The sequence below is a fragment of the Kribbella sp. genome, assembly GCF_035687465.1.
Lineage (GTDB): Bacteria > Actinomycetota > Actinomycetes > Propionibacteriales > Kribbellaceae > Kribbella.
On the sequence record NZ_DASRXP010000671.1, the window covers coordinates 1 to 22,828 of the forward strand.

Below are 22,828 nucleotides of genomic sequence, written 5' to 3' on the forward strand. Positions count from 1 at the left end.
CAGCCGTCCACCGGCGGGGACTTTGATCAGAGCGCCGTCACCAGGGTCGACGATCGAGTCCAGTGTCACGTCGGCGGCGCTCATCCGACCAGCCAGCGGGTCTGCTCGAGTGCACGGACCGCCTCGTCACGCAGTTCGAGGTGTGGAGCAAGGCCGTCGTCCGCCGAGATCTCCACAGCGACGCCACCTGGCGGCCACGGTTGGTTGGACAACGGATGCGGGGCCGTCGAGATGAACAGCAGCAGGTCCTGTTCAGCTCGCAGTACGACGTTGTCGCCGGCCGCGGCGTGGTCCGGTACGAAAGCCAACGTCGCCCCGGAGTCGATGCCGACCTTCGAGAAGAAGTTGATGCAGCCATGGACATCGGCCTCACCGAACCCGTGTTTCGTGAGTTCGCTGATCAACCCGGTTCGCGCCGAGCGTCGCCAGTCGTTCGCGTCCTTCGCATAGCTTGAACGGCCGAACCGTTCCAGGTGCCGGTCGTGCCCGAAGCCGCCGAGGCAGTCATGCCAATCCAGGCTCGAGGAGATGACGGTGGCGAGGGCGGTGCCGCGGTCCGACATCAGCACCATCGAGGACTTGATCCGCGCGGACATCTGGGACTTCAGGGTGTCGGGAATGTTGAGGCGGTCGAGCCGGTCCGCACCGATGATCAGCACCGACGCGTTGGCGCCGGCCGCCAGTGCGGTCAGTGTGATCAGCGTGCCGGCCCGGGCCGGCGCCGACCAGGCGGCGCCGCCGGGGAGCTCGTGCTTCATGCGCTGGCGCCCTCGGGCTCGGCGGCGGCAGCGAGGCCGATCGACGCGTGGTACCGCGAGCGCTGGGATCGGTAGGCCACCACGCCGCCGACCGCGACGACCGCGAGCGTGATCAGGGGGAGGTAGTGCAGATACCAGCCCTCACCCGCGGGGTCGTAGACATCGGCGCGCGGCCAGCCGAGGTTGATCGCCATCGCGAGTCCGTAGGCGACGGCGATCACGTTGACGACCAGGCCCCAGCGGCCGAGCGAGAAGAGCTTCTTGCCGTCCTCGTCCAGCCCGGCTGCCACCGGATCGCCCTTGATGCGCTGAACCAGCAGCGATCCCGTGACCATCAGGTACGCGATGTAGAGCAGCATGATGCAGACGCTCGCCAGCCCCAGGTACAACCCGGCGTTGCCCACGTTGACCGCGAGGCAGATGGCGGCTGCCACGCCCGGAACGACAGTCGCCAGTACCGGCGTACCGGTGCGAGGCGACACTCGGCGCAGCTTGGCGGAGAACGGGAGGACCTCATCGCGAGCCATCGAGAAGATCATCCGCGCCGCCGCTGTTTGGATCGCCAAGGTGCAGACGCAGACCGCGATGCCGACGTCGAGCAACAGCAGCTTGCCGGTGGTGGTGCCGAGCTGGCTGGTGAGCACGTAGGGCAGTCCCTGCGTGGCAAGCTCGCCGTCGACCACGGACGGCGCGGCCATCAACGCGGCGATGATCAGGAAGGCACCACCGATGCCTGAGGCAAGGACCGCGCGGAGGATCGTTCGCGGCGTGGTGGCGCGCGGCTTGTGCGTCTCCTCCGCGAGTTCGCCCGCGCTGTCGAAGCCGACCAGGACGTAGGCCGCCATCAACGCCGAGATCAGCAGCGGTACGACGTACCCGGTGGAGCTGTCGAGGTTCGTGGTGTGCAGCACGACGGACGGACCGCGCTCCGCGCTGCCGAAGAGCAGGACGACGATCAGGACGACGCCGATCAGTTCGCAGGTGACTCCCACCGAGTTCACGATCGCGGTGATCCGGACGCTGGTCGCGTTCAGCACGGTCGTGGCCACCAGCAACAGACAACCCAGCAGTACGGCGTTGGCCGCGCCGTCACGCGAGGCGAGTGACGAGTCGGTGCCGACGAGCTGGAATCCGCTCCAGACAGCGGGAAGCACCACCTGCAAGGCGATCGCGGCCGTCGCCAGCGTGACGATCTGGGCGATCACCATCGTCCAGCCCGCGAACCAGCCGACGACCGAGCCGCCGAGCCGTCGGGCCCACTGATAGATCGCGCCGGAGATGGGATAGCGCGCGGCCAGTTCGGCGAAGCACAACGCGACCATCAGTTGCCCGGCCAGCACGGCCGGCCAGGTCCAGAAGAACGCGGTGCCGCCGAACCCGAAGCCCAGCCCGAAGAGCTGGAAGACGGTGGTCAGGATCGACACGAAGGAGAAGCCGGCGGCGAACGAGGCGTAGGTGCCGACGCGACGGTTGAGTTGCTGGGCGTATCCGAAGTGGCCGAGGTCGGCGGCGCTGCCACCGTCCACGGCGGGTTGGTCGAGCGTTGCTGGCATTCCGGCCTCCGCAGAATGGGGCCCGAACGCGCGCACGGCCGGGCCATCAAGGCCTCCCGGGCTTTTGTCCCGCCGTGGAGCGGCGCCGACGTGCGGCGCCGCCTCCCCTCTCGGACCAGTCCTGCCGTCGCCGGCAGCGGAACCCTAGGGGCGCCCCGCCTTCGTCAGCGGGTCGGAATCAGTTCAGAGGCGCGCTGTTTCAGCAACAGGCGCCTCTGGTAACAGGTGAGTTAAATCACCGCTGCCTTGTCAGCTGGAGGCAATGGTGAACTCGAGCGGCCCGAACTGGACGTTCCAGGTGCCGTCGACGGTCAGCGTTTCGCCCGTCGGCCGGCAGGTCAGCGTCAGGACGAAAGGTGTCGCGAGCAGTCGGGTGGTCGCCACGAACGCGTCGCCGTCGCCGTACGCGGAGGTCACCAGGCGTTCGTGGGTATCCGGCAGGACGAAGGTCTGCTCCTGCCAGTCGCCTTGCGCGAAGGTCAGGTCCTGGGTGCCGCTCGTGCCGGGTCGGTTGCCTTCGAACGTGAACGTGCCGGTGCCTTCCGGATCCAGCCGTACTGCGCTCAGGCCGGCGGGGTTGTTCTCGTCGAACCGGTAGGTCTTGCCGTCACCGGGCTGAGGGGCGGCTCCCGTCGGCGGCAGAAGCTCCAGGCGCTCGGGCCGGGGGACAGCCTCGACCTCGGCACCTTCCAGGGCCGGCAGCAGGTGGTCCCAGACGACGTTCATCGTGGCCTGCATGTCCTTCGACGCACTGGTGATGATCACCGACGCGTCGAGGTCCGGTAGCACGATGCAGTACTGGCCGAAGGCGCCGTCGCCGCGGTACGAGTTGTGCCGCGCTCGCCAGAACTGGTAGCCGTATCCCTGCTGCCAGTCGGCGGTGTCCCGGTCGGCGTTGGAGACCTGCTTGGAGGTCGCCGCGTCGATCCACTCGGCCGGGACGAGTTGGCGACCCTCCCACGCACCGCGCTGCAACAGGAACTGGCCGAAGGCGGCGAGACTCCCGGTGCTGAGGCTCAGGCCCCAGCCGCCCACGTTGATGCCTTCGGGAGAGGTCTCCCAGATCGCCTCGGTGGCGCCGAGGGGTTCGAACAACCGCGGCCAGAGGTAGTCGAGCAGCTTCTCCCCGGTCACCTTCTGGAGGATCGCGGACAGGATGTACGTCGCACCGGTGTTGTAGACGAACGGCGCCCCGGGCTCGTGCTCCACCTCGAGCGCCAGGAACGCGCGGACCATCCGGCCGTCACTGTCGCCGGCCCGGCCGATCCGATCGATGGTGTCATCGGCGTGCCCGGTGGACATGGTCAGCAGGTGCCGGACCTCCATCGCGGCCAGGTTCTCGCCGATCTTCTCGGGCAGGTCGTCACCGTCGAAGAAGGACACCACCTTGTCGTCGACGGACAGCAGTCCCGCCTCGATCGCGAGGCCGATCGCCATCGAGGTGAAACTCTTCGACACCGAGGCCAGCAGGTGCCGGTCAGCCAGCCGGTACGGCGACCACTCCTCCGCCAGGACCACGTGACCGTGCCGCACCACCATCAGGGTCTGGATCTCCTGCTCGGAAGCATCGAGCGCGCCAACGAACGCGTCCAGCGCGGCGGGGTTGATTCCTTGGGCTTCGGGGGTACTCCGTGGAAGGCTGCTCACCCACCGCACGCTATCCCCTGGAACGGACCAAAACTTGACGAGTCCATCTGCTGACGGCGCTACGAGACGCGCCGCGGTGATCCTGAACCCGGTGAAAGTGCCGGACGTCGACGCGTTCCGCAGTACGGTCGATGCCGCGTTGACCGAGCGCGGGTTCGACGATTCGCTCTGGCTCGAGACCACCGCCGACGATGCGGGCTCGACGATGGCCAAGCGGGCGATCGAGGAGACGGTCGATCTCGTGCTGGTCGCCGGTGGTGACGGGACGGTCCGGGTGGTCTGCGCGGAGCTGGCGCGGTCGGGCATCCCGGTCGCCGTGCTGCCGGCCGGGACGGGCAACCTGCTCGCCCGCAATCTCGGCATCTCCCTCGATCTCGAGGTCGCCCTGACCGAATTGCTCGGCGGCAACGAGCAGCGGATCGACAGCATCCTGGTCGAGGGCGACGAACTCGGCACCGACCGGTTCGTGGTGATGGGCGGGCTCGGGCTGGACGCCGCGATCATCGCCGACGCACCGGACGAGCTGAAGAAGCGGGTCGGCTGGGCGGCGTACGTGGTGTCGACGCTGCGGAACCTGAACCATCCCTTCGTGCGGGTCGAGATCATCGTCGACGACCAGCAGCCGGTACGGCGTCGCGCCCGCACGGTGGTGATCGGCAACGTCGGCACTCTGCAGGCGAACATCCCACTGCTGCCCGACGCGAAGCCCGACGACGGCCTGATCGACGCGGTCGTCCTGGCCCCGCGCCGCCTCACCCACTGGCCGCGCCTGGCCCTCAGCCTGGTGATCAAGCCTCTAGCCGAGGGCCGTCACATCGAGCGCTTCACTGGCCGGCGGATCCAGGTCACCGCCGAGAGGGCCGTCCGCCGCGAACTCGACGGCGACACCATCGCCGACGGCCGCACCCTCAGCGCGTCGGTCGATCCAGGCGCTCTCCTGGTCCGCGTTCCCTAGTTCTGCAGGTGGGTGAGTTTGTCCGGGTTCACCACACCGTGGATCGCGACGATCAGGCTGTCGGAGATCAGCAGTGACCACACCGCGACTGTGTGATTGTCGGCGTCGCGCATCCGGAGGGCCGGATGCCCGCCGACGTGCACGGTCTCCGCGCGGATCCCGAAGCGGTGCGCCTTGGCGAACGAACCAGCCGCCACCCGCGCGACCCGCTCCGCGCCGTACACCGGTCGCGGCAGCCCGTTCCCCTTCCCGCCACCGTCGCCCGTGAAGGTCGCCTCAGGCGCGAGCAGCGCGACAAGCCCCTCCAGTTCGCCCTCCTCGCAGGCCGCCACGAACCGCCGCGCCAACTCGTCCCGCTCCTGCCTCGACGGGTCGAACCGCGGCCTGTCCTCCTGCACCTGACGACGAGCCCGTACGGCGATCTGCCGACAGGCCGACTGACTTTTCGCGAGGATCGAGGCGACCTCGTCGTAGTCGTAGGCGAACACGTCGTGCAGCAGGAAGACAGCTCGTTGATCCGGCGAGAGCCGTTCCAGGACGACGAGGAACGCGGTCGACAGCGAGTCCGACATGGCCGCCCGGTCCGCGAGATCGACGTACTCGTCGACGGCAGGCTCGGGTAACCACGGCCCGAAGTACGACTCCCGCTGGCGGCGGGCGGACCGGAGCTGGTCGATTGCCAGTCGGGTGGTCACGGTGGTCAGGAAGGCCTTGGGGGAGTCGACCTCGGCCGGCTCCCGGTGCAGGCGCAGGTAGGCCTCCTGCACCACGTCCTCCGCGTCCCCGAAGCTGCCAAGCATCCGGTACGCGATCGACAGCAGCAACGGCCTGAGCTCAGCGCTGGTCTGTTCCATCACGCCCTCTAAGACGATCCAGTCCCTCCCGCTGTGACACTGCCCCTGTCACAGCGGACCTATGTCAATCGTCTCCGACCGTAACTGCACCGAACGGAGGAGACATCATGAACATCGCCGCCTGGATCGTCACCGGCCTACTGGTCGTCGTGTTCACCGTGTCAGGCGTCGCGAAGTCGACCACGTCCCGCGACCGCCTGATCGCCACCGGCCAGACGGGCATCGCCCCACTCCCGATGCCCCTGGTCCGCGTCGTCGCCGCCTGCGAACTACTCGCCGTGATCGGCCTCCTCGCTCCCTGGCTCACCGACACCGCCCGCGCCCTGACCCCAACGGCGGCGGTAGGCCTCGGCATCATCATGATGGGCGCCGCCGTCTCCCACGCCTCCCTGAAGGAACCACGTCCCGTCGCGATCAACGTCGTACTCCTAGCCCTCTGCGCCTTCGTAGCCGCCACCCGCTTCGCCCAGTTGGGCTAAATCCGCCGGAAACATACCCGGGCGTAATCCTGCATTCAGAGCGGAGTTATGTCGGAATCCTGCGCGTGGCGAATTTTCGAGAGGTCATCACGACAGACTGAGCGCCACGAATTCCGGCCCGACGGCGCGAGGTATCCATGGCTACGCAACAAGACCCCAGCACCGAGTTGACCACCGACAACGGAACGAGCCGTCTCGGTGGCGTGCTCGGTCTGGTCGAACGAGTCGGCAACAAGCTCCCCAACCCGTTTCTGCTCTTCGTCGGCCTGCTGGTCCTGATCGCGGTCGCCTCGACCGTGGTCGCGGCCTTCGGCGTCACGGTCGCTGTCCCCGGGGTGAAGGAGGCGATGCCGATCCGTGGCGCGCTCACGCCCGACGGGCTGGTCGCACTGATGGACGGGGTGATCGACAACTTCGTCAGCTTCCCGGCCCTCGGTCCGGTCCTGGTCGTGGTCCTCGGGGTCGGCGTCGCGCAAGGTACCGGCGGGCTGGAAGCCGCAGTACGGCTCGTCTTCTCCCGGGTGCCGCGGTGGGCCGTGCCGTACGTCGTTGCCCTCGTCGCCTGCCAGGGCCATGTGATGTCGGATGCGTCGTTCCTGGTCATTCCGCCGCTGGCGGCCCTGGTCTTCCTCGCTGTCGGCCGCCACCCGCTCGCGGGGCTGATCGGCGCCTACGCGTGCACGGCGACCGGGTACGGCGGTGGCCTGCTGATGGGCACGCTGGACGCGTCCTTGGCCGGTATCACGCAGAAGGCGGCCTCGTTGCTCCCCTTGGGCAGCGAGTTCCACGGCAACATCGCGATGAACTACTACTTCGGCGCCGCGGCCGGCCTGATCCTGCCGATCGTGGGCGGCTTCCTGATCGACAAGGTGCTGGAGCCCAAACTCGGCCCCTGGCGCGGCGGGACCGAGGAGAACGCGAAGGTGCAGGTCACCGCGGCCGAGAAGCGCGCCGTGCTGATCGCGGCCGGTGCGGTCGCCGTGTTCTGGGTGGTGCTCGTCACCGCATGGCTGATGCCGGGGTCCCCGCTGCAGGGCGAGGGCGGGACGCTGATCCCGTCGCCGCTGCTGAACAACCTTGTCATCGCGATCTCGCTGTCCTTCCTCATCTTCGGGCTGGTCTACGCCCGGGCGCTGCCGGTCGAGAAGGACAAGCGCGAGGTCGGTTCGCTGATGGAGAAGGCGATCCGCGACATGGCGGGCTTTATCGTGCTGATCTTCATCGTGTCCCAGACCCTGGCAGTCCTGGCCTACTCCAACCTCGGCGTGCTGATGGCGGTCAAGCTGGCCGAGGGCGCCGAGAGCATCGGGCTGCAGGGGTTCGGGGTGCTGGTGTTCCTGGTGGTGCTGTCGTCACTGCTGAACCTGGTGATCACCTCGGGCAGCGGCCTGTGGTCGCTGGAGTCGACGGTGATGGTTCCCGCGCTGATGCTGCTCGACATCTCGCCGGCCATGATCCAGGCGGCCCACCGGATCGGGGACTCGGTCACCCAGGCCGTCTCGCCGATGCACATCTTCCTGTACCTGGTGCTGACGATGGCTCGGAAGTACGAGCCGAACCTGAAGCTCGGCACTCTGGTGGCGCGGCTGCTCCCGTTCGTACCGGCCTTCGCCCTCGTCTGGGTCGGCATCCTCGCCCTGTTCTTCTTCCTCGACCTGCCGCCAGGACCGGGCCAGTCCGTCTTCCTGCCCTAGGGCCGTCGTTCCAAGGCCCACGGGTCGACCGGGGTGGCTCGCACCCAACGGCCGGACGCGTCCAGCACCCGCCCGTACAGCTTCGACTGCCGCAGCACCATTTGCCGATCGACGACCCGGAGATGGGGGAAGTCGCCGGTCAGCCGGGTGACCAGGGGATGCAGGTCGGACACCGAGTGCAGGCCGACGGTGAGCATCATGTTGGCCGGGCCCGCGACCGCAGCACAGGTGCGGGTCTCGGGCCACTCGACCAGGGCCCGGCCGGTCTGCTCCAGCAGGTGGTCGGGCATCTCGAGCCAGAGCACGGCAGCAGCATGCCACCCCGCCAAGGGCCGGGCGAGATCGCAACGGAAGTCGACGTCCCCGATGGCGACCAGCCGCGCGAGCCTTCGCTGGACCGTCCGTGCCGACACCCCGACCAGGTCGCCCAGTTCGGGATAGGTCGCGCGGCCGTCGACCGAGAGGGCGGAGAACAGGCTTCGGTCGATGTCGTCCATCGGTCTGGTCGACTCGATCGGTCCTTGTTCCGGCGTCAGGGCCGCCACCGCCGCCCGCGACAGCACGCGCAGTCGCCAGCGGCGTGAGGCGTCGAACACGCGGGTGGCCATGTGGGTACGGATCTTCCGGACGCCCGGCAGTCGTGGCAACCCGGTGAGCAGATGGTCGGCCAGGGGAGGCAGCGATGCCGAGACCGCGATCACCCACAGGTCATAACTGCCGGCCACGTGCTGGACGGTGATCAGATGTCCTGCCTCCGCCAATGCGTCCGCGACCTCGACCGTCGCGCCCGCCTCACAGTCGAGCTCCAGGAACGCCATCGTCATGGTGTGAAGTTGGCGCTGGCCGAGCGCGGCGGTCGCCCAGGCCTCGCCGGCGTTGTTCAGCCGCTCCCAGCGGCGCGCGACGGTGACGGGGTCGACGCCGAGGACGTCGCCGAGCTGGGCCCAGCCGGCCCGGGGGTTGATCTGCAGGCCATCGATCAGGGCGAGGTCGCCCTCGGACAACAGAGTTCTCGCCGCTGCGTCCGGATCCTGCGTTCGAGTCACCCCGGCTGTCCCGATACGGCGTCTGGCCATGCGTAGGAGCCTAGTTCCGGATACTGGCTGGGCGCCAATCAAGCAACGAGAGGACCGGTTCATGGTTTCGCAACCCGCAGCGGTGGACGGGCAGGTCGCCGCCTGCGACCTGCTGCTGACCGGTGGCAGAGTGATCGATCCGGAGACGGGTCTGGACGACGTCCTGGACGTCGCCATCACCGGCGGCACGATCGTCGCCGTGGGTGGGCCGCCGCCGCGCGCGGCCAGGACCCTCGACGTGCGAGGCCGGGTGGTGACCGCCGGCTTCATCGATCTGCACAGCCACGCGCAGACCATCCCGTCCCTGCGGCTGCAGGCCCTCGACGGTGTCACCACCGCCCTGGAGCTCGAGTCCGGCGCGGGAGACGTAGCGGGGTCGCTCGAGCGCGCGGCTGCCGAGGGCAGGCCGGTCAACTACGGGTACTCCGCGTCCTGGGCGCAGGCACGGATGGATGTGATGGACGGCTCCAGCCCCCAGGGCGGGTTCCTCGACTTCACCAACGGCATCGCCGGCACCGGCTGGCAGCAGCCCGCGGGCGCGGACGACCTGGCCAAGATCCTCGGTCGGCTGGAGGACCAGCTGGACGCCGGGGCGCTCGGCATCGGGGTCCTCGTCGGCTACGCGCCACAGACCGGCCGCGGTGAGTACCTGCGGGTCGCCGGCACGGCCGCCCGGTACGACGTCCCCACCTTCACCCACGCCCGCTTCAAGAATCCCCAAGAACCGGGGTCCGCCCTGGAAGGCGTTGCCGAGGTGGTCGCCGCGGCGGCCGGCAGTGGTGCCCACATGCACCTGTGCCACGTGAACTCCACCTCGTTGCGCGCCATCGACGAGGTCGCCGGGCTGATCGACGGTGCCCGGGCCAGTGGTCTCGACGTCACCACCGAGGCCTATCCGTACGGCGCCGGGATGACGGCGGTCGGCGTACCGTTCCTGCACCCGGACAACCTGACCAGGCTGGGCATCCAGCCGTCGAACCTCAGCATCGTGGCGAGCGGCGAACGTCCCCGTGACGCCGAGCGGCTGCTGCAGATCCGCCGCGAGACGCCCGGTGCGCTGGTGATCATCCACTATCTCGACGAGAGCCTGGAGGCGGACCTGTCCGTCATCCACCGGGCGCTGCTGCTGGAGGACACCGCGGTCGCCTCCGACGCGATCCCGTTCACCACCCCGGGTGGTCTCGTGGTCGAGGGCGACCAGCCGCTGCCGGGTGACGCGGTCTCGCATCCCCGGACCACCGGCACGTTCTCCCGGTTCCTCCGCACGATGGTCCGCGAGACCGGTGCCCTGACGCTGAGCGACGCGCTTCGGCGTTGCTCGTTGCTGCCGGCCCAGTTCCTCGAGAAGGCCAGCCCGGCGATGACCCGCAAGGGCCGGGTGCAGGCCGGGGCGGACGCGGATCTGATCGTGTTCGACGCCGCCCAGGTGACCGATCGCTCGACGTACGACGCACCGCAGGCGAGCTCCACCGGTGTCGAACACGTCCTGGTCGCCGGTGAGTTCATTGTCAACGACGGCACCGTGGTCGCCTCGGCGATGCCCGGCCGTCCCGTCATCAGGGGAGCCCGATGAGCACCGAAACCACCCCGCCGACCGCCGTCCCGCTGGTCGGGCTCGACGACATCCGCGCCGCCGCGGATCGGATCGCAGGTGTCGTACTGCGTACTCCGGTGGTCGCCCTGCCGCACCCGACGAGGCCGGGGAAGGTGCTGCACTGCAAGGCCGAATCGCTGCAACCGACGGGTGCGTTCAAGCTCCGGGGCGCGTACAACACGATCGCCCAGGTCCTCGACCAGGCACGGGCCAACGGGATCGTGGCGCAGTCCTCCGGCAACCACGCCCGGGCGGTGGCCTGGCTCGCACGCCGGCTCGGTCTGCACGCCGTCATCGTGATGCCGGACGCGGCTCCGGCGACCAAGGTCGCGGCCGTCCGCGCGCTCGGCGCCGAGGTCGAACTCGTACCCGCCGCGCGCCGGGACATCCGGCCGCTCGAACTGGCGGCCGAGGGGTATGTCCACGTGCCGCCGTACGACGACCCGCGCATCATCGCCGGCCAGGGCACGGTGGGGCTCGAACTCCTCGAGCAGGTGCCTGATGTCGATGTCGTTCTCGTCCCGGTCTCCGGTGGTGGGCTCATCTCCGGCGTGGCGACCGCCATCAAGCTGCAGCGACCCGACATACGGGTGATCGGGATCGAGCCGGAGCTGGCGGCCGACGCGGCCGAGAGCCTCCGGGAAGGGCGGCGGATCACTTGGGAGCCGGAGCGCACCTACCGCACCGTGGCTGACGGGTTGCGGACCACGGCGCTCGGGGTTCATCCGTGGGAACACATCCGTCGTTATGTCGACGAGATCGTCACCGTGACCGAAGCGCAGATCCTCACGGCGATGCGTCACCTGGCGATCGAGGGCCGGCTGGTGGTCGAACCAGCCGGTGCGGTCGCGGTCGCTGCCTGGATGCACGAGGTTGTGCCGGTCGGCGCCCGTACCGCGGCTGTCGTCTCCGGCGGCTCGGTCGACCCGGCCCTCCTGGCGACCGTCCTGGCTCCGGGGCGAGAGGCATGAGCGTGGACGAGCGGCCGACCACGGAGCCGCATCCGTACAGCGACGCGGTGGTCGCGAGCGGCCTGGTGTTCGTGTCGGGTTCGCTGCCGCTGCGGCCGGACGGGGTCGTCGTCGGCGGTCGGGCTGAGGCACTCGCGGAGGCGATGGAGACCGCTCGCCGTCGCCTGGCGACAGTCGGGGCCCGGCTGGAAGATGTCGTCAAGGCGACGTACTACCTGACCGACATCACCTTGCGGGACGAGGCGAACGAGCAGTTCTGCGCGGTCTGGCCGGCGCCACGGCCGGCCCGGACCGTGGTCGAGGTGTCGGGCCTGCCGTACGGCGCTGTCGTGGAGATCGACGTCGTGGCACGGGCCAGGTGAGCCGGCGGATCGGCGTACTGGGCGGAATGGGGCCTGCGGCAACCATCGACTTCTACACGAAGCTCGTCGAGCAGACCCCGGCCGGGCGGGACCAGGAACACCTGCCGGTGGTCATCTGGGCGGATCCCGGCGTACCCGACCGCAGCGACAACCTGCTCGGGACGGGGGAGGATCCGACCCCGTGGCTGCAGCGCGGCATCGACGCGCTCGTCGACGCCGGCTGCGACCTTCTCGCTGTGCCGTGCAATACGGCACATGCGTTCGTCCCGCCGCTGGCGCGCTCGGCCGGCCTTCAACTGGTCAGCATCGTGGAGGTCGCCGCGGACCACCTCGCCGCGGCCGGCGTACGGGCAGCGGGTCTGCTGGCCACGACGGGAACAGTCCACTCACGCCTGTACGCCGATGCGCTGGCCCGCCGCGGTATCGCCACCGTCGAGCCATCGCCCGTCGATCAGGAGCGGGTGATGGATGCCATCGTCGCGGTCAAAGCCGGCCGGTCCGGCCCGGCGCAGGCCCAGGCGCTCGTCGAGGTGGCCCAGGCACTGGCCGCCTGTGGGGCGCAGCGAGTGGTTGCTGCCTGCACCGAAATAGTGCTCGCGCTCGACGGCGCCGCGGTCGGCCTACCGGTCGTCGACCCGGCCAGGCTCCTGGCCCGCCGGGTCGTCGACCTCGCCCTCAGCGGAGCAACGACTTCTGGCCCAGCCTCTCGATCAGGTTGCGCGCCGCCGCGGGTGGTTGCGCGCTCGTCGCGGTCCTGGTGACCGCGGCGCTGCTGACCACGGGCTTGGTGGTGGAGAAGAGCCAGGTCTGGAACAGGCTGTCGAGTTGCTGTCCCGAGATCTTCTCGGCCAACGCGATGAACTGCGGCGTCGCCACGTTGCCGTCGCGGTTCGACTTCGCCCAGGTCCGGAGGATCGTGAAGAAGTCGGTATCGCCCACGGCCAGCCGTAGCTGATGCAGTGTCATCGCGCCGCGTGCATAGATCGGGAAGTCGAACAGGTGGTCCGGTCCGGGATCGCCGATCGGCAGAGTCCAGAACTCGTGGTCCGCCGCGAACTGGTTATAGAAGAAGTTGAAGGTGTCCTGGGCGGTGTGCACGCCTTCGTGTTCGTCCCACAGCCACTCGGCGTAGGTGGCGAAGCCCTCGTTCAGCCAGATGTGCTGCCAGCGGGCCACGGCCAGACTGTCGCCGAACCACTGGTGCGCCAACTCGTGCACGATCACGTTCTGGCCGGAGACCGCGTCGGTGAAGAACTCCCGGGCGTAGATCGGGCGGGTCTGGTTCTCCAGCGCGAAGCCGACGTCGGCGAGGTCGTCGACGATGCCGCCCGCGGCCGAGAACGGATACCGCCCGAAATTGGCCGAGAGGAAGTCGACGATCTCACCTTGCCGGGCGAACGAGGCCTCGACGACCTCGCCGGTGCTCGGTGGTGCGTCCGCCAGGGTGCCTGTGATCCAGTCGTTCGGATTCGGTGCGCTTCCGGCCGGTGCACCGAGGACGGTCCAGCCGTCCAGTGGATCGGCGTCGGCCTCGAAGGACGTCGTACCGGCGCCGGTGGAGACGACCACGTCGTCCACGACCACGCCGGGAAGCTGGGCGAGGTCGTCGCTGGCGTAGGTGATCGACACCTCGACGTTCTTGCTCGCGTACGCCGACAGGTCGACCTTCCACTGCTGGTACCCCTCGCTGCGACCGGTCGCCGCCCACCAGGCGCCGCTGGTCCCGGTCGGCCTGCAGGTGTCGTTCGGCTGAGCGGTCTGGTAGTGCCTAAGGAACGGATGCAGGTCGAGCCAGAACGGGCAGGCGAAGCCGGTGCTCTGGCTGGTGTGGCCGTTGAGGTCCCGCAAGGTGGTCCAGTTGTCCTGGCCGACGGTGTGTGCCTCGACGAACAGGTAGTCCCAGTTCGGCTCGGTGTTATAGGCGACCCAGAACGACAGATTCGCACCTGAGGCGGGCACGCTGATCGTCCTGGCCAGCCGTTTGTACGACGCGTCGTCGGTTGCCACCCGCTGGGAGATGGCGTAGCGCTGACCGGTCCTCGGTGCGGCTTCGTCGAACAGGTCCGGATCGAAGGCGTCCCAGTAGCGGACGCCGTTGTGCTGGTAGGAGCGCAGGTCGAACTGGCCGATCGTCGCGGTGGCGAGGTAGGACGCCATCGGCTCTTTGGCGTCCCACGTCCACGTGGTCCAGCCGTGCTTGGTGCGCTTGTCCTTCAGTACGCCGTTCGCGACCGCCTCGAGCCCTGCCGGGACCGCGATGCGGAACGTGTACGCCGCCTTGTCGCTCGGGTGGTCGTTCACCGGGAACCATGTATCGGCCACCTGCGGCTCACCGATCACCAGCGTCCCGTCGTCGGTGTGGAGGAACCCGCTCCCGTCGCTGAGGACCTGCGGTACACCGTCGTAGCGGACGACGGTGGTGAAGTCCTTCGACTTGCGCAGGCCGAAGCGCGGCGTGACTGTGAGCTCGTCACCAGCGCGGGACCACTGGGCGGGCCGGCCGTCGACGGTGATCGAGCGGACGGTCAGTCCCCGCAGGTCGAGATTGAACCGGGACAGGTTCTGCGTCGTCCGGGCGCGGATCGTGGCGACACCGGTGAGCAGGTCGGTCGCCGGGGCGTACTTCACGTCCAGCAGGTAGTGCTTGACGTCGTACCCACCGTTCCCGTCAGTGACGAAGTAGGGATCCCCGGCGCCCACCGCCCCCGGCGGGAAAGGTGGTGCGTGGCTTGCCGGTGCGGTCCCGGTGGCGAGCCCCAGACTCAGCGTCGTGACCAGTACTCCGGACAACAGCAAAGCAACTCGTTTGCGCATGATTCCCCCTCGGACGCGCTGTGCAGTCCAACTTTCGACGATAGGAACCACAACGCACCTGCGGAAGGGGTCAGCGCAGCTAGTCCCACGAGCGATCTAGGGTGAGCGGATGCCGAAGCTGCAGCGGGTTCTCGACGGACTGGTGCGGACGGGTGCGGCCGGAGTACTGCTGCACTATCGCGATGGACAGCGGGAGTGGCGCGGCTCCAGTGGGGTCACCGATCTTGCTACTGGTGCGCCGGTTGATCCGGAAGGGTGGTTTCGGATCGGGAGTGTGACGAAGACCTTCACCACGGCGGTCGTGCTGCAGCTTGTCGGGGAAGGGGTGCTGGCCTTGGGGGACAGCGTCGAGCGCTGGTTGCCGGGGGTGGTGCCTGGTGGGGAGGGGATCACGGTGCGGCAGTTGCTCAATCACACGAGTGGGTTGCACAACTACACCGACGATTTGGGCGACCCGGCGGCGATCGTGCGGGACCGGTTCGTGCAGTGGGAGCCGATGCGTGCTGTCGGGATGGCGGTCAGCCGTGATCCGGTGTTCGCGCCGGGCACGATGTGGGCCTACTCCAATACGAACTACATCCTGCTGGGAATGGTGATCGAGGTCGCGACGAGTGCGTCGTACGGGGCTGAGGTGCGGCGGCGGATTCTGGACCCGCTGGGGATGCGGCGGACCGTCGTACCGGGTGATGAGGTCAGGTTGCCGGAGCCCCATGCGCAGGGGTACATGCCGGTGGATGGTGAGTTGGTGGACACGGCTGAGTTCAACGTGTCGCAGGCCTGGGCCGCCGGTGAGATCGTGTCGACGGCGGCGGATCTCAACACGTTCTACGCGGGGCTGCTGTCCGGTGAGGTGGCGGGGCTGGGGGAGCTCGAGGCCATGTTGGCGACTGTCGATAACAGTGGGGCCAACCATGGATATGGGCTGGGGATCATGCGGCGGGTGCTGGCCGACGGTGAGGAAGTGTGGGGGCATTTCGGCGGGATCTACGGATACCTCACCTGTAGCTTCCACACGGGTGACGGCGGCCGCCAGTTCTCGTTGTCCTACACCGGGACGGATGCTCCGCCGCCCGAGGAGGACGCGCTGGTGGCCGCCGTCTTCGCGGCGGGGTTGGACTAGTGGCCTAGGGCTGGACCAGTACTGCGACTGTGCGGGGCGGGACTGAGACTGTTCCGGTGGCCGCGGTCCAGGTGGTTTGTTTGACGATGGGGTCGGAGCCGGCGGACTGGATGGGGGAGAGGGCGAGGGTCGCGCCGGTCAGGGCCGGGAGTTGTTGGGTCACGGTGGCGCCGGTGGAGTTGAGGACGACGAGCAGGCCCTTGAGCTTCGGGTCGGTGTTCGGGCCGACTGTGTCGTCGATCCGCATCGTGATGACGCCCGGCTTGGCCGCGGGCGTGCCGCTGAGGGGGAACGAGACCTTCTGGTTGATGAGGTCGGCGGTCCCCAGACGGAACAGCGGCGTCGAGAAACGGAGTTTCAGCAGGTCGTCGGCCGCGGTTGAGGCAGTCGCGACGTCAGCCGCGCTCGGTTTGAGGGCCGGGTTGGCGAGCAGCGGCTTCATGAAGGACCACTTGGCCTCGTTGTCCGTCTTGGGTGGCAGACCGTGGCCGAAGCCGTTGTCGGCGCCGGTCCAGTCGAGTGTGTTGAACCAGTCGCCCGAGTCGTAGGAGTTTCGGTCGAGGGACTTGCTCCGCAGCAGGTCCGAACCGGCGTGCCAGAACGACGGCGTCTGCGCCAGCGCGGTGGTTGCCAAGGACAACGTGTTCATCCGGACCCGGTCCGCCATCGGCAGCGACGCGGGCAGCTTGTAGGTGAGCGAGTCCCACAACGTTTCGTTGTCGTGGGCATCGACATAGCTGATCACCTCGACCGGCTGATCGGCGTACCCGGCCGGCGCTCCGTTGTAGTCCACCCCATCGCCCCGTACGACGTTGCCGGTGTCGGCGGATCGGAAGGAGAACGCACGGAGGTTGCCCGCCAGTCCGAGCTGGACGAGATCGGTGTCGTGGGCGAGCCGTTTCACCTGGTCGGCGGGGGTTCCGTTGACCGGGGCACCGTTCGGGTCACTCGCGGCGCCCGAGCCGAAGCCCTGGACCCGCGGATCCGTGTCGAACGGGCCGCCGCCGCGAACGGCATCACGCATCCGGTCCGAGAACGTGCCGATCTCGGTGCCGCCGAGGTTGCCCTGGGTGGCCTGGACGAACAACGCGTTGTTCGCGACCTCGCCGAAGTTCCAGCCTTCGCCGTACAGGTAGACCTTCTTGCCATCGACGCCGTCGCGCGCGAGCGTGAGCTTGTCGAGGGCGGCGCGGACCTTGAGCATGTTCGCCTTGCTGTGATGGCCCATCAGGTCGAACCGGAAGCCGTCGACGCGATAGTTCTTCGCCCACGAGACCGTGCTGTCGACCATGATCTTCTCGGCCATCGCGTGCTCGGTGGCGATGTTGCTGCAGCAGGTCGAAGTCTCCACACCGCCGGTCGCGTTCAGCCGCTGGTAGTAGCCGGGCACGACCTTGTCGAGTACCGAAGTCGGTGCTTGGCCGGCCGCCGGAGTGTGGTTGTAGACCTGGTCGAGCACCACGCGGAGCCCGGACTTGTGCAGCCCGCCGACCATCGTGCGGAACTCGGCTACGCGGGCCAGCCCATCCTTGGCTGTCGCGTACGACCCTTCTGGAGCGAGCCAGTGGTACGGGTCGTAGCCCCAGTTGAAGCCGTCGTTCGCGGCGACCGCACTGACACAGGCCTGCTGCTGCTCGGAGTCCGGCGCGAACGACTTGAGATCACACGCGGGATCCTGGTGAGCGCTCTCTGGGATGGAGGCGATGTCGAAGGTCGGCAGCAGGTGGACCGTGTTCAGTCCGGCTTGAGCCAGTTGCCGCAGGTGCTTCGTGCCGTTGCCCTCGTCCGCGAATGCGAGATACGTGCCGCGATGAGCAGCCGGCACCGTGGTGTCGTTGATCGAGAAGTCCCGGACGTGCAACTCGTAGATCGTCGAGTCCACCGCCCTCTCCAGCTTCGGGGCAGGGGTCTTGGCCCAGAGAGCGGGCTTGCCGGCCTGATCGTCGAGGTCCACCGCGACCGAGTACTTCGAGTCCGTGGTGAGCGCGAGCGAGTACGGATCGGTGACGACGTTGGTCTCCACCTTGCCGGTGCTCGGCGCGTAGACCGTCACCTCGTAGCGGTAGAGAGCGCTCTCCCATGATCTCTTGCCGTTCACGGACCAGGATCCGTCCGTGCTCCGCTGCATCGGTACCCGCTGGGACCCGACGAGCAGCGTGACGTTTTGCGCGGTGGGCGCCCAGAGGGTGAACTGCGGGACTCCACCGCGCCACGTCACGCCGTACGAGCGACCTGCTGCGGATCCGCCGTACAGGTCATCCAGGACGCCGGGGATCTGCACTCCGGTGGCGTCGAGCAGGCGCCCGGCGTCGTCGTACTGGGCGAGGCCTAGTTGTCCGGTGAGGATCTTGCGGGCGTCAGCGTGATCGAGCCGGAGAGCGGTATATCCCTTCAGCGCAGGGAACTTGGCCAGCACGGCGGCTGGGATCCCGGCCGGGTCGTAGCGCAGCCCGGACGACGATCCGCCGATGTCGTCCGAGTCCACAGCGAGTGTGCCGGTGGGGGACCAGTGCAGCCGCCACCGGGAGCGCTCGGGATGAGCAACGGCCGGTACTGCGAGCAGGTCGCGGCCGAGCCAGTACGCCTTGGCCTGCTTGAGGTCTGGCTGGGCTCCCGGCTTGGAGGTGGTCACGGTGAGCACGTGCGTCGACAGGATGTACGAGAAGGTGACGACGAGTCCGTCACCAGGCACGACGATGGGGATGTTCCCGCCGGTCGGGCTGCCGCCGGCACCGTAGCTCTCGGTCCAGGACAGACCGTGTGCGACCTTCGCCTCATAGCTGCCTGCTCCGATCTCGCTCGTCGACCAGGTGTAGGTGCCGTCCCCGTCCGCATCGGTCAACCAGGGTCGCATGCAGTCGGGCGCCCAGTCGCCCGGACAACCTAGCTCGGACTGGAACGAGCCCGGCACCGTGACGATCGGCCCCTCGGCGTTCGACGTGACCACATGCCTACCGTGCTCGTAGTAGAAGGTCACTGGTGTCGCGGGCGCTGTGTAGGAGATGTTGGCGCCGTTCAGAGCACCGCCGGCGCCGTAGTTCTCGTCCCACGTCTTGTTGATCGCTGCCTTGTAGGCGTACTCACCCGCGGGGAGCGTGTAGGTGCCCTTCCAGACCTTGTCCTTGGGGTCAAGCGTCAGCTGGGCTTGGTCGCAGTTGGGCATCCAGTCGTCGCCACAGCCCATCTCGTTGTTGTGGGCACCCGGCACGCTCACGTTGGCCGGCTGGGTCACCGGGCCGGTACCACCCCCGCCACCGGGAGGCGGCGGGTCGCCGACCACGCCGTACGAGCCGGAGACGGAGTAGTTGCCGGACGCATCCTTCAGCACGGCCCGGTACTCGAGCAGCGTGCCCTTGGGTAGACCGCTGACGTCCTGGAACACCCGGTACGGCGCATTGTCGTCGGACCCCAGTCGCTGCCACGCCGTAGTACCGACTGGGCGGTAGCCGAAGGTGACGGTCACCGGAGCGTTCTCCGGCACGGCAGCGGCGATCTCCGCGCGGCCGCCGACCGTGGCGCCCAGCTCGGGCGAGCTCATGTAGACCGCGGGCGCCTTGCTGCGATGCGGCAGCTTCGACGTCGCCTGGTAGACCGTCACGGACAGCGGCGCCTGTGTGAGCTGGACGCGGCCCTCACGGTCGGTCTTGATCGACTTCGAGCCGCCGTAGACAGGCTTGAACGAGCCGTTCTTGACGTACGTCGGCACGGTGGCCGTCTTCGCGGTCGTCGCGTTGTTGGACACCACCAGGTACTCGGTCCGGTCGGCGCCGTACCGGCTGAACGCGTACAGCCCGCCCGCGTTCGACGAGTAGCGGTGCACCTGCGTCCCGTCGGCCAATGCCGGGTACTTCGAGCGCAGCTTCTGCAGTTCCGCGATGTGCTTGTACATCGGCGCGGTGACATCGAACCTGTCCTTGCTGCCGATTGTGGTCGTGCCGGTGCCGTCGACCACCTCGTCGTCGGTGTACTCGGTGGTCTTGGTCGCGAACATGTCCTGTCGCGCGTCCTTGTCACCGCCGGGACCGGTGAAGCCCTGCTCGTCGCCGTAGTAGATCACCGGTTGACCGCGGGTGAGGAACATCAGCGAATGCGCGAGCTTGTCCCGGGCAAGCAGTTCCTGACCAGTCGCGCCCGCTTGTCTGAGGAACGTGCCGACGCGGCCCATGTCGTGGTTGCCGAGGAAGGTGGGCAGTTGGTACGCGTTCGAGTCCGCGTCGGTGTAGTAGTCGTCGTTGGCGTAAAAGTCGCGGAGTTGCGAGCTGGGTTTGCCCTGCGCGAAGGCGAGCGCGTTCTGCTGGAACCCGAAGTCGAGGGTCGCCTGCAGCGCGCCCTTGGTGGTGTAGGTCGACATGAACTTCGGATCGGCGTCGAACACCTCGCCGAACATGAAGAAGTCCTTCGTCCCCTTCGCCTTGGCGGCCTTGAGGATCTCGGGCGAGAACTTCTGCCAGAACTCCATATTGACGTGCTTCACGGTGTCGATCCGGAAGCCGTCGATGCCGAGCTCGGCCCAGGTCTTGTAGACGTCGATCATCCCGTCGCGGACCTTCGGCTGCTCGGTGAAGAGGTCGTCCAGCCCGACGAAGTCGCCGTACTCCGCTGATTCGCCGGCGAAGGTCGAGTCGCCGCGGTTGTGGTAGAGCGTCGGGTCGTTGAGCCAGGCCGGCTGCTTGACCGTCTCGTCTGCCGGAGTCTTGAACACCGGGACGTTCGGGAACGACGTGCTCGCGTCCAGCGGCGGGAAGGTGTCGCCGCCCGCGTAGAGCTTGTCGTCGAAGACGTTGCCGTTGGCATCCTTGTACGGGCTCGTCGACTTGGGGATGTAACCGTACTGGCCGGACTGGTACGCGATCACGTCCGCGGTGTGGTTGGTGATGATGTCGAAGAAGACCTTCATCCCCTTGCCGTGCGCCAGCTGGATCAGCTTCTGCATGTCGGCATTGGTGCCCAGATGCGGGTCGATCTGGGTGAAGTCGGTGATCCAGTACCCGTGGTACCCGGCGCTCACGTCAGCGCCCGCGCCCTGCACCGGCCGGTTCTTGAAAGACGGCGTCAGCCAGATGGACGTAGTACCGAGTGACTTGATGTAGTCGAGCTTCTGCATCACCCCGGCCAGGTCGCCACCGTGGTAGAACCCCTTGTCCGTCGGGTCGAGCCCGGTGCCCAGCCGGTCGCCGGTGAGGCCGCCGGCGTCGTTCGACTTGTCACCGTTGGCGAACCGGTCCGCCATCAGGAAGTAGAACCGCTCCTTGGTGAGGTCCTCGCGCAGACTCGGGCTCGCCAGCTGCTTGTCGGCAGATGTCACGCCGGTACCGGCCAGGTCCACCGGCTTCACCGTGACGAGATGGGTCGTGTCGTCGTAGTCGAACCGCAGCTTGGCCGGCCCCTCGATCCGCAGCGGGATATTCGCCCCGCCGAGCGCCCCACCGACCCCGTAGCTCTCGTCCCAGCTCCCGTTGACCGTGACCTTGAACTCGTAGGCGCCCGCCGGCACGTCAAAGACTCTGCCGTACTGCGTGCCTGTGGTCCCCTTCGCGAGCTCGCTCGCCGAGCAGGCGGCCGCCCAGTCAGCCGGACACCCCAACTCGGTCTGCAGCGACCCCGCCACGGTGATCACGCGGTCCGCGGCGACCCCCGCAGGCGCCGGCGTCGCAGTACCGAGCCCAAGCACGACAACCGCAACCGCAGTCACCCCCGCCGTCAACCGACGAACACGGGCATGGCGCATCGCAGACCTCAGCATCACAGGACCCCTCCCAAGCCAGGACAATCTGCCCGGACGCTAACCCGCGACTCCCGCCGGGGGAAGACCTCAAAGGTCGCGTTCAGGTCACTGCCGACTCCCCACCGTCAACGGTTGGAGGCGTTCGATCGTGCAGCAGGTACGCCGGTCCGCCGCGTGCTGGTGGTTCGTCGGCCGGTAGGTGCGTGTGGTTCTCGGGTGCGTAGGTGTGGGTGGTTCGCGTCGCCGGGCTGCGTCCTTCCCTGGTCGCGGCGAGCTGTATCAAGGGCGCCTTTGGCGTCGCCTTCGGCGATCGAACAAGTTCGACCCTTGACACACCTCACCACGACCAGGGAAGGACGCAGCTACGCCCGGAGCCGCTGACAAGTACGGCCACAGGTTCAGGGATTCCGTCGAGGAGATGCCGCCCGGGTGATTCGTCGGGTCCGCCGCGGGGTGGTTCGCCGGTCGGCCGCGCGGGCGGTTCGCCGGGAGTGGGGGGCTGAGGATTCCCTGGCCCTGGCGACTGGCGCACCCCACACCGGCGCCGGCCGTCGCGCTTGCGCCGGATCTGGACGGGGTTGACCACTGAGATTGTGGGTTGTCACCTGAGAATCTCGAGGGGCAACCCACAATCTCAGTGGTCACCCCCCCAAACACGGCCCGGTCACCGGCCCTTCCCGGCCGCCAAGACCTCGCACACCACCTGACGGAACCCGCACACCACCAGGCGGATCACCCGGAGAGCCGCCCGGTAAACCGCGCCGGCCGATGCCCGCCTGCTCGACCGATACCGCCCGACAGACCGGCATCGGCCCAACGACCCGGCATCCACCCGGACCCGCCTACCGCCGATAGCGGGTTGTTCGACCGATAGCGCCCAGTAGACCGGTATCGGTCCCACAAACCGGCAGCCGACCCACGCCACGATCTGCAGCACGGCCCACCACCCAGACCTACAGAACCCACCGAAACCACCCGGGAAACCGGTTCCCGGACAGGGTTCCGCGACTTCTGTAGGTCCGGATGGGGCCACCTCGGGAACCGGCACCACCCGGGCCGACGGAATCAGCGGAAGGGCCGAACATCCCACACGAACCACCCGGGCGAACGGAATCCCCTGGATACGGCTCACACGTCAGCGCGGATCCGCGTAGCTGCGTCCTTCCCTGGTCGACGTGGTGGGTGTCAAGGGTCGAACTTGTTCGAGCCCGAAGGGCCGCGAAGCG

At 68.1% G+C, this 22,828-nt stretch carries 15 protein-coding genes and 1 riboswitch; of the genes, 8 read left to right on the forward strand and 7 right to left on the reverse strand.

Annotated features, from left to right (window positions below; translation table 11 throughout):
- Positions 1–80 precede the first annotated feature (80 nt).
- From VFG33_RS35890 to VFG33_RS35900, 3 genes are all read right to left on the reverse strand, one after another.
- Positions 81–758 carry a DUF1989 domain-containing protein gene (locus VFG33_RS35890; RefSeq protein ID WP_325057480.1) on the reverse strand — a complete coding sequence of 226 codons (678 nt, stop codon included), beginning with the start codon at positions 756–758 and terminating at the stop codon, positions 81–83.
- Entirely contained in the window at positions 755–2,311 is a 1,557-nt protein-coding gene (locus VFG33_RS35895; RefSeq protein ID WP_325057481.1) for an amino acid permease, read from the reverse strand. Before VFG33_RS35895 ends, VFG33_RS35890 begins: the two co-directional genes overlap by 4 nt.
- Before the next feature lie 51 nt (positions 2,312–2,362).
- Positions 2,363–2,470: riboswitch (guanidine-I (ykkC/yxkD leader) on the reverse strand.
- A 90-nt stretch (positions 2,471–2,560) separates the two neighbouring features.
- The gene (locus VFG33_RS35900) at positions 2,561–3,958 is read right to left on the reverse strand and encodes a serine hydrolase domain-containing protein (protein ID WP_325057482.1); all 1,398 of its coding nucleotides are present in this window, start codon (positions 3,956–3,958) and stop codon (positions 2,561–2,563) included.
- Positions 3,959–4,034: 76 nt separating this feature from the next.
- Between VFG33_RS35900 and VFG33_RS35905 the strand changes: the two genes are divergently transcribed.
- A complete protein-coding gene (locus VFG33_RS35905) occupies positions 4,035–4,913 on the forward strand; it encodes a diacylglycerol/lipid kinase family protein (RefSeq protein WP_325057494.1) in 879 nt (292 codons plus the stop codon).
- Here VFG33_RS35905 and VFG33_RS35910 read toward each other — a convergent pair.
- Positions 4,910–5,767, reverse strand: a complete 858-nt coding sequence (locus VFG33_RS35910; RefSeq protein ID WP_325057483.1) for an RNA polymerase sigma-70 factor — start codon at positions 5,765–5,767, stop codon at positions 4,910–4,912. The two genes, VFG33_RS35905 and VFG33_RS35910, sit on opposite strands and share 4 nt — an antisense overlap.
- A 107-nt stretch (positions 5,768–5,874) precedes the next feature.
- Between VFG33_RS35910 and VFG33_RS35915 the strand changes: the two genes are divergently transcribed.
- Together VFG33_RS35915 and VFG33_RS35920 are read left to right on the forward strand one after the other, a co-directional pair.
- Positions 5,875–6,246 (forward strand): DoxX family protein, encoded by a 372-nt coding sequence (locus tag VFG33_RS35915; RefSeq protein ID WP_325057484.1) that lies wholly within the window; start codon positions 5,875–5,877, stop codon positions 6,244–6,246.
- A gap of 137 nt (positions 6,247–6,383) precedes the next feature.
- Entirely contained in the window at positions 6,384–7,940 is a 1,557-nt protein-coding gene (locus tag VFG33_RS35920) for an AbgT family transporter (RefSeq protein WP_325057485.1), read from the forward strand.
- Here the strand turns inward: VFG33_RS35920 and VFG33_RS35925 are convergent.
- Entirely contained in the window at positions 7,937–9,016 is a 1,080-nt protein-coding gene (locus VFG33_RS35925; RefSeq protein ID WP_325057486.1) for an Lrp/AsnC family transcriptional regulator, read from the reverse strand. The two genes, VFG33_RS35920 and VFG33_RS35925, sit on opposite strands and share 4 nt — an antisense overlap.
- Positions 9,017–9,077: 61 nt before the next feature.
- Between VFG33_RS35925 and VFG33_RS35930 the strand changes: the two genes are divergently transcribed.
- Genes VFG33_RS35930 through cuyB form a run of 4 tightly spaced genes read left to right on the forward strand, consistent with a single transcriptional unit; the run spans position 9,078 to position 12,704 of the window.
- On the forward strand, positions 9,078–10,589 hold the full coding sequence (locus VFG33_RS35930; RefSeq protein ID WP_325057487.1) for an amidohydrolase family protein: 1,512 nt from the start codon (positions 9,078–9,080) through the stop codon (positions 10,587–10,589).
- Positions 10,586–11,581 (forward strand): threonine ammonia-lyase, encoded by a 996-nt coding sequence (locus tag VFG33_RS35935; RefSeq protein WP_325057488.1) that lies wholly within the window; start codon positions 10,586–10,588, stop codon positions 11,579–11,581. Before VFG33_RS35930 ends, VFG33_RS35935 begins: the two co-directional genes overlap by 4 nt.
- Positions 11,578–11,943 (forward strand): RidA family protein, encoded by a 366-nt coding sequence (locus VFG33_RS35940; RefSeq protein ID WP_325057489.1) that lies wholly within the window; start codon positions 11,578–11,580, stop codon positions 11,941–11,943. Before VFG33_RS35935 ends, VFG33_RS35940 begins: the two co-directional genes overlap by 4 nt.
- Positions 11,940–12,704, forward strand: a complete 765-nt coding sequence (cuyB, locus tag VFG33_RS35945) for a cysteate racemase (protein ID WP_325057490.1) — start codon at positions 11,940–11,942, stop codon at positions 12,702–12,704. Before VFG33_RS35940 ends, cuyB begins: the two co-directional genes overlap by 4 nt.
- On the opposite strand, the gene VFG33_RS35950 is transcribed toward cuyB, so the two are convergent.
- Entirely contained in the window at positions 12,619–14,757 is a 2,139-nt protein-coding gene (locus VFG33_RS35950; protein ID WP_325057491.1) for a M1 family metallopeptidase, read from the reverse strand. The two genes, cuyB and VFG33_RS35950, sit on opposite strands and share 86 nt — an antisense overlap.
- A gap of 109 nt (positions 14,758–14,866) precedes the next feature.
- On the opposite strand from VFG33_RS35950, the gene VFG33_RS35955 reads away from it, so the two are divergent.
- Positions 14,867–15,877 carry a serine hydrolase domain-containing protein gene (locus tag VFG33_RS35955; protein WP_325057492.1) on the forward strand — a complete coding sequence of 337 codons (1,011 nt, stop codon included), beginning with the start codon at positions 14,867–14,869 and terminating at the stop codon, positions 15,875–15,877.
- A 4-nt stretch (positions 15,878–15,881) separates the two neighbouring features.
- On the opposite strand, the gene pulA is transcribed toward VFG33_RS35955, so the two are convergent.
- Complete coding sequence (gene pulA / locus VFG33_RS35960; protein ID WP_325057493.1) at positions 15,882–21,569, reverse strand: pullulanase-type alpha-1,6-glucosidase; 5,688 nt, start codon at positions 21,567–21,569, stop codon at positions 15,882–15,884.
- Positions 21,570–22,828: the final 1,259 nt, after the last annotated feature.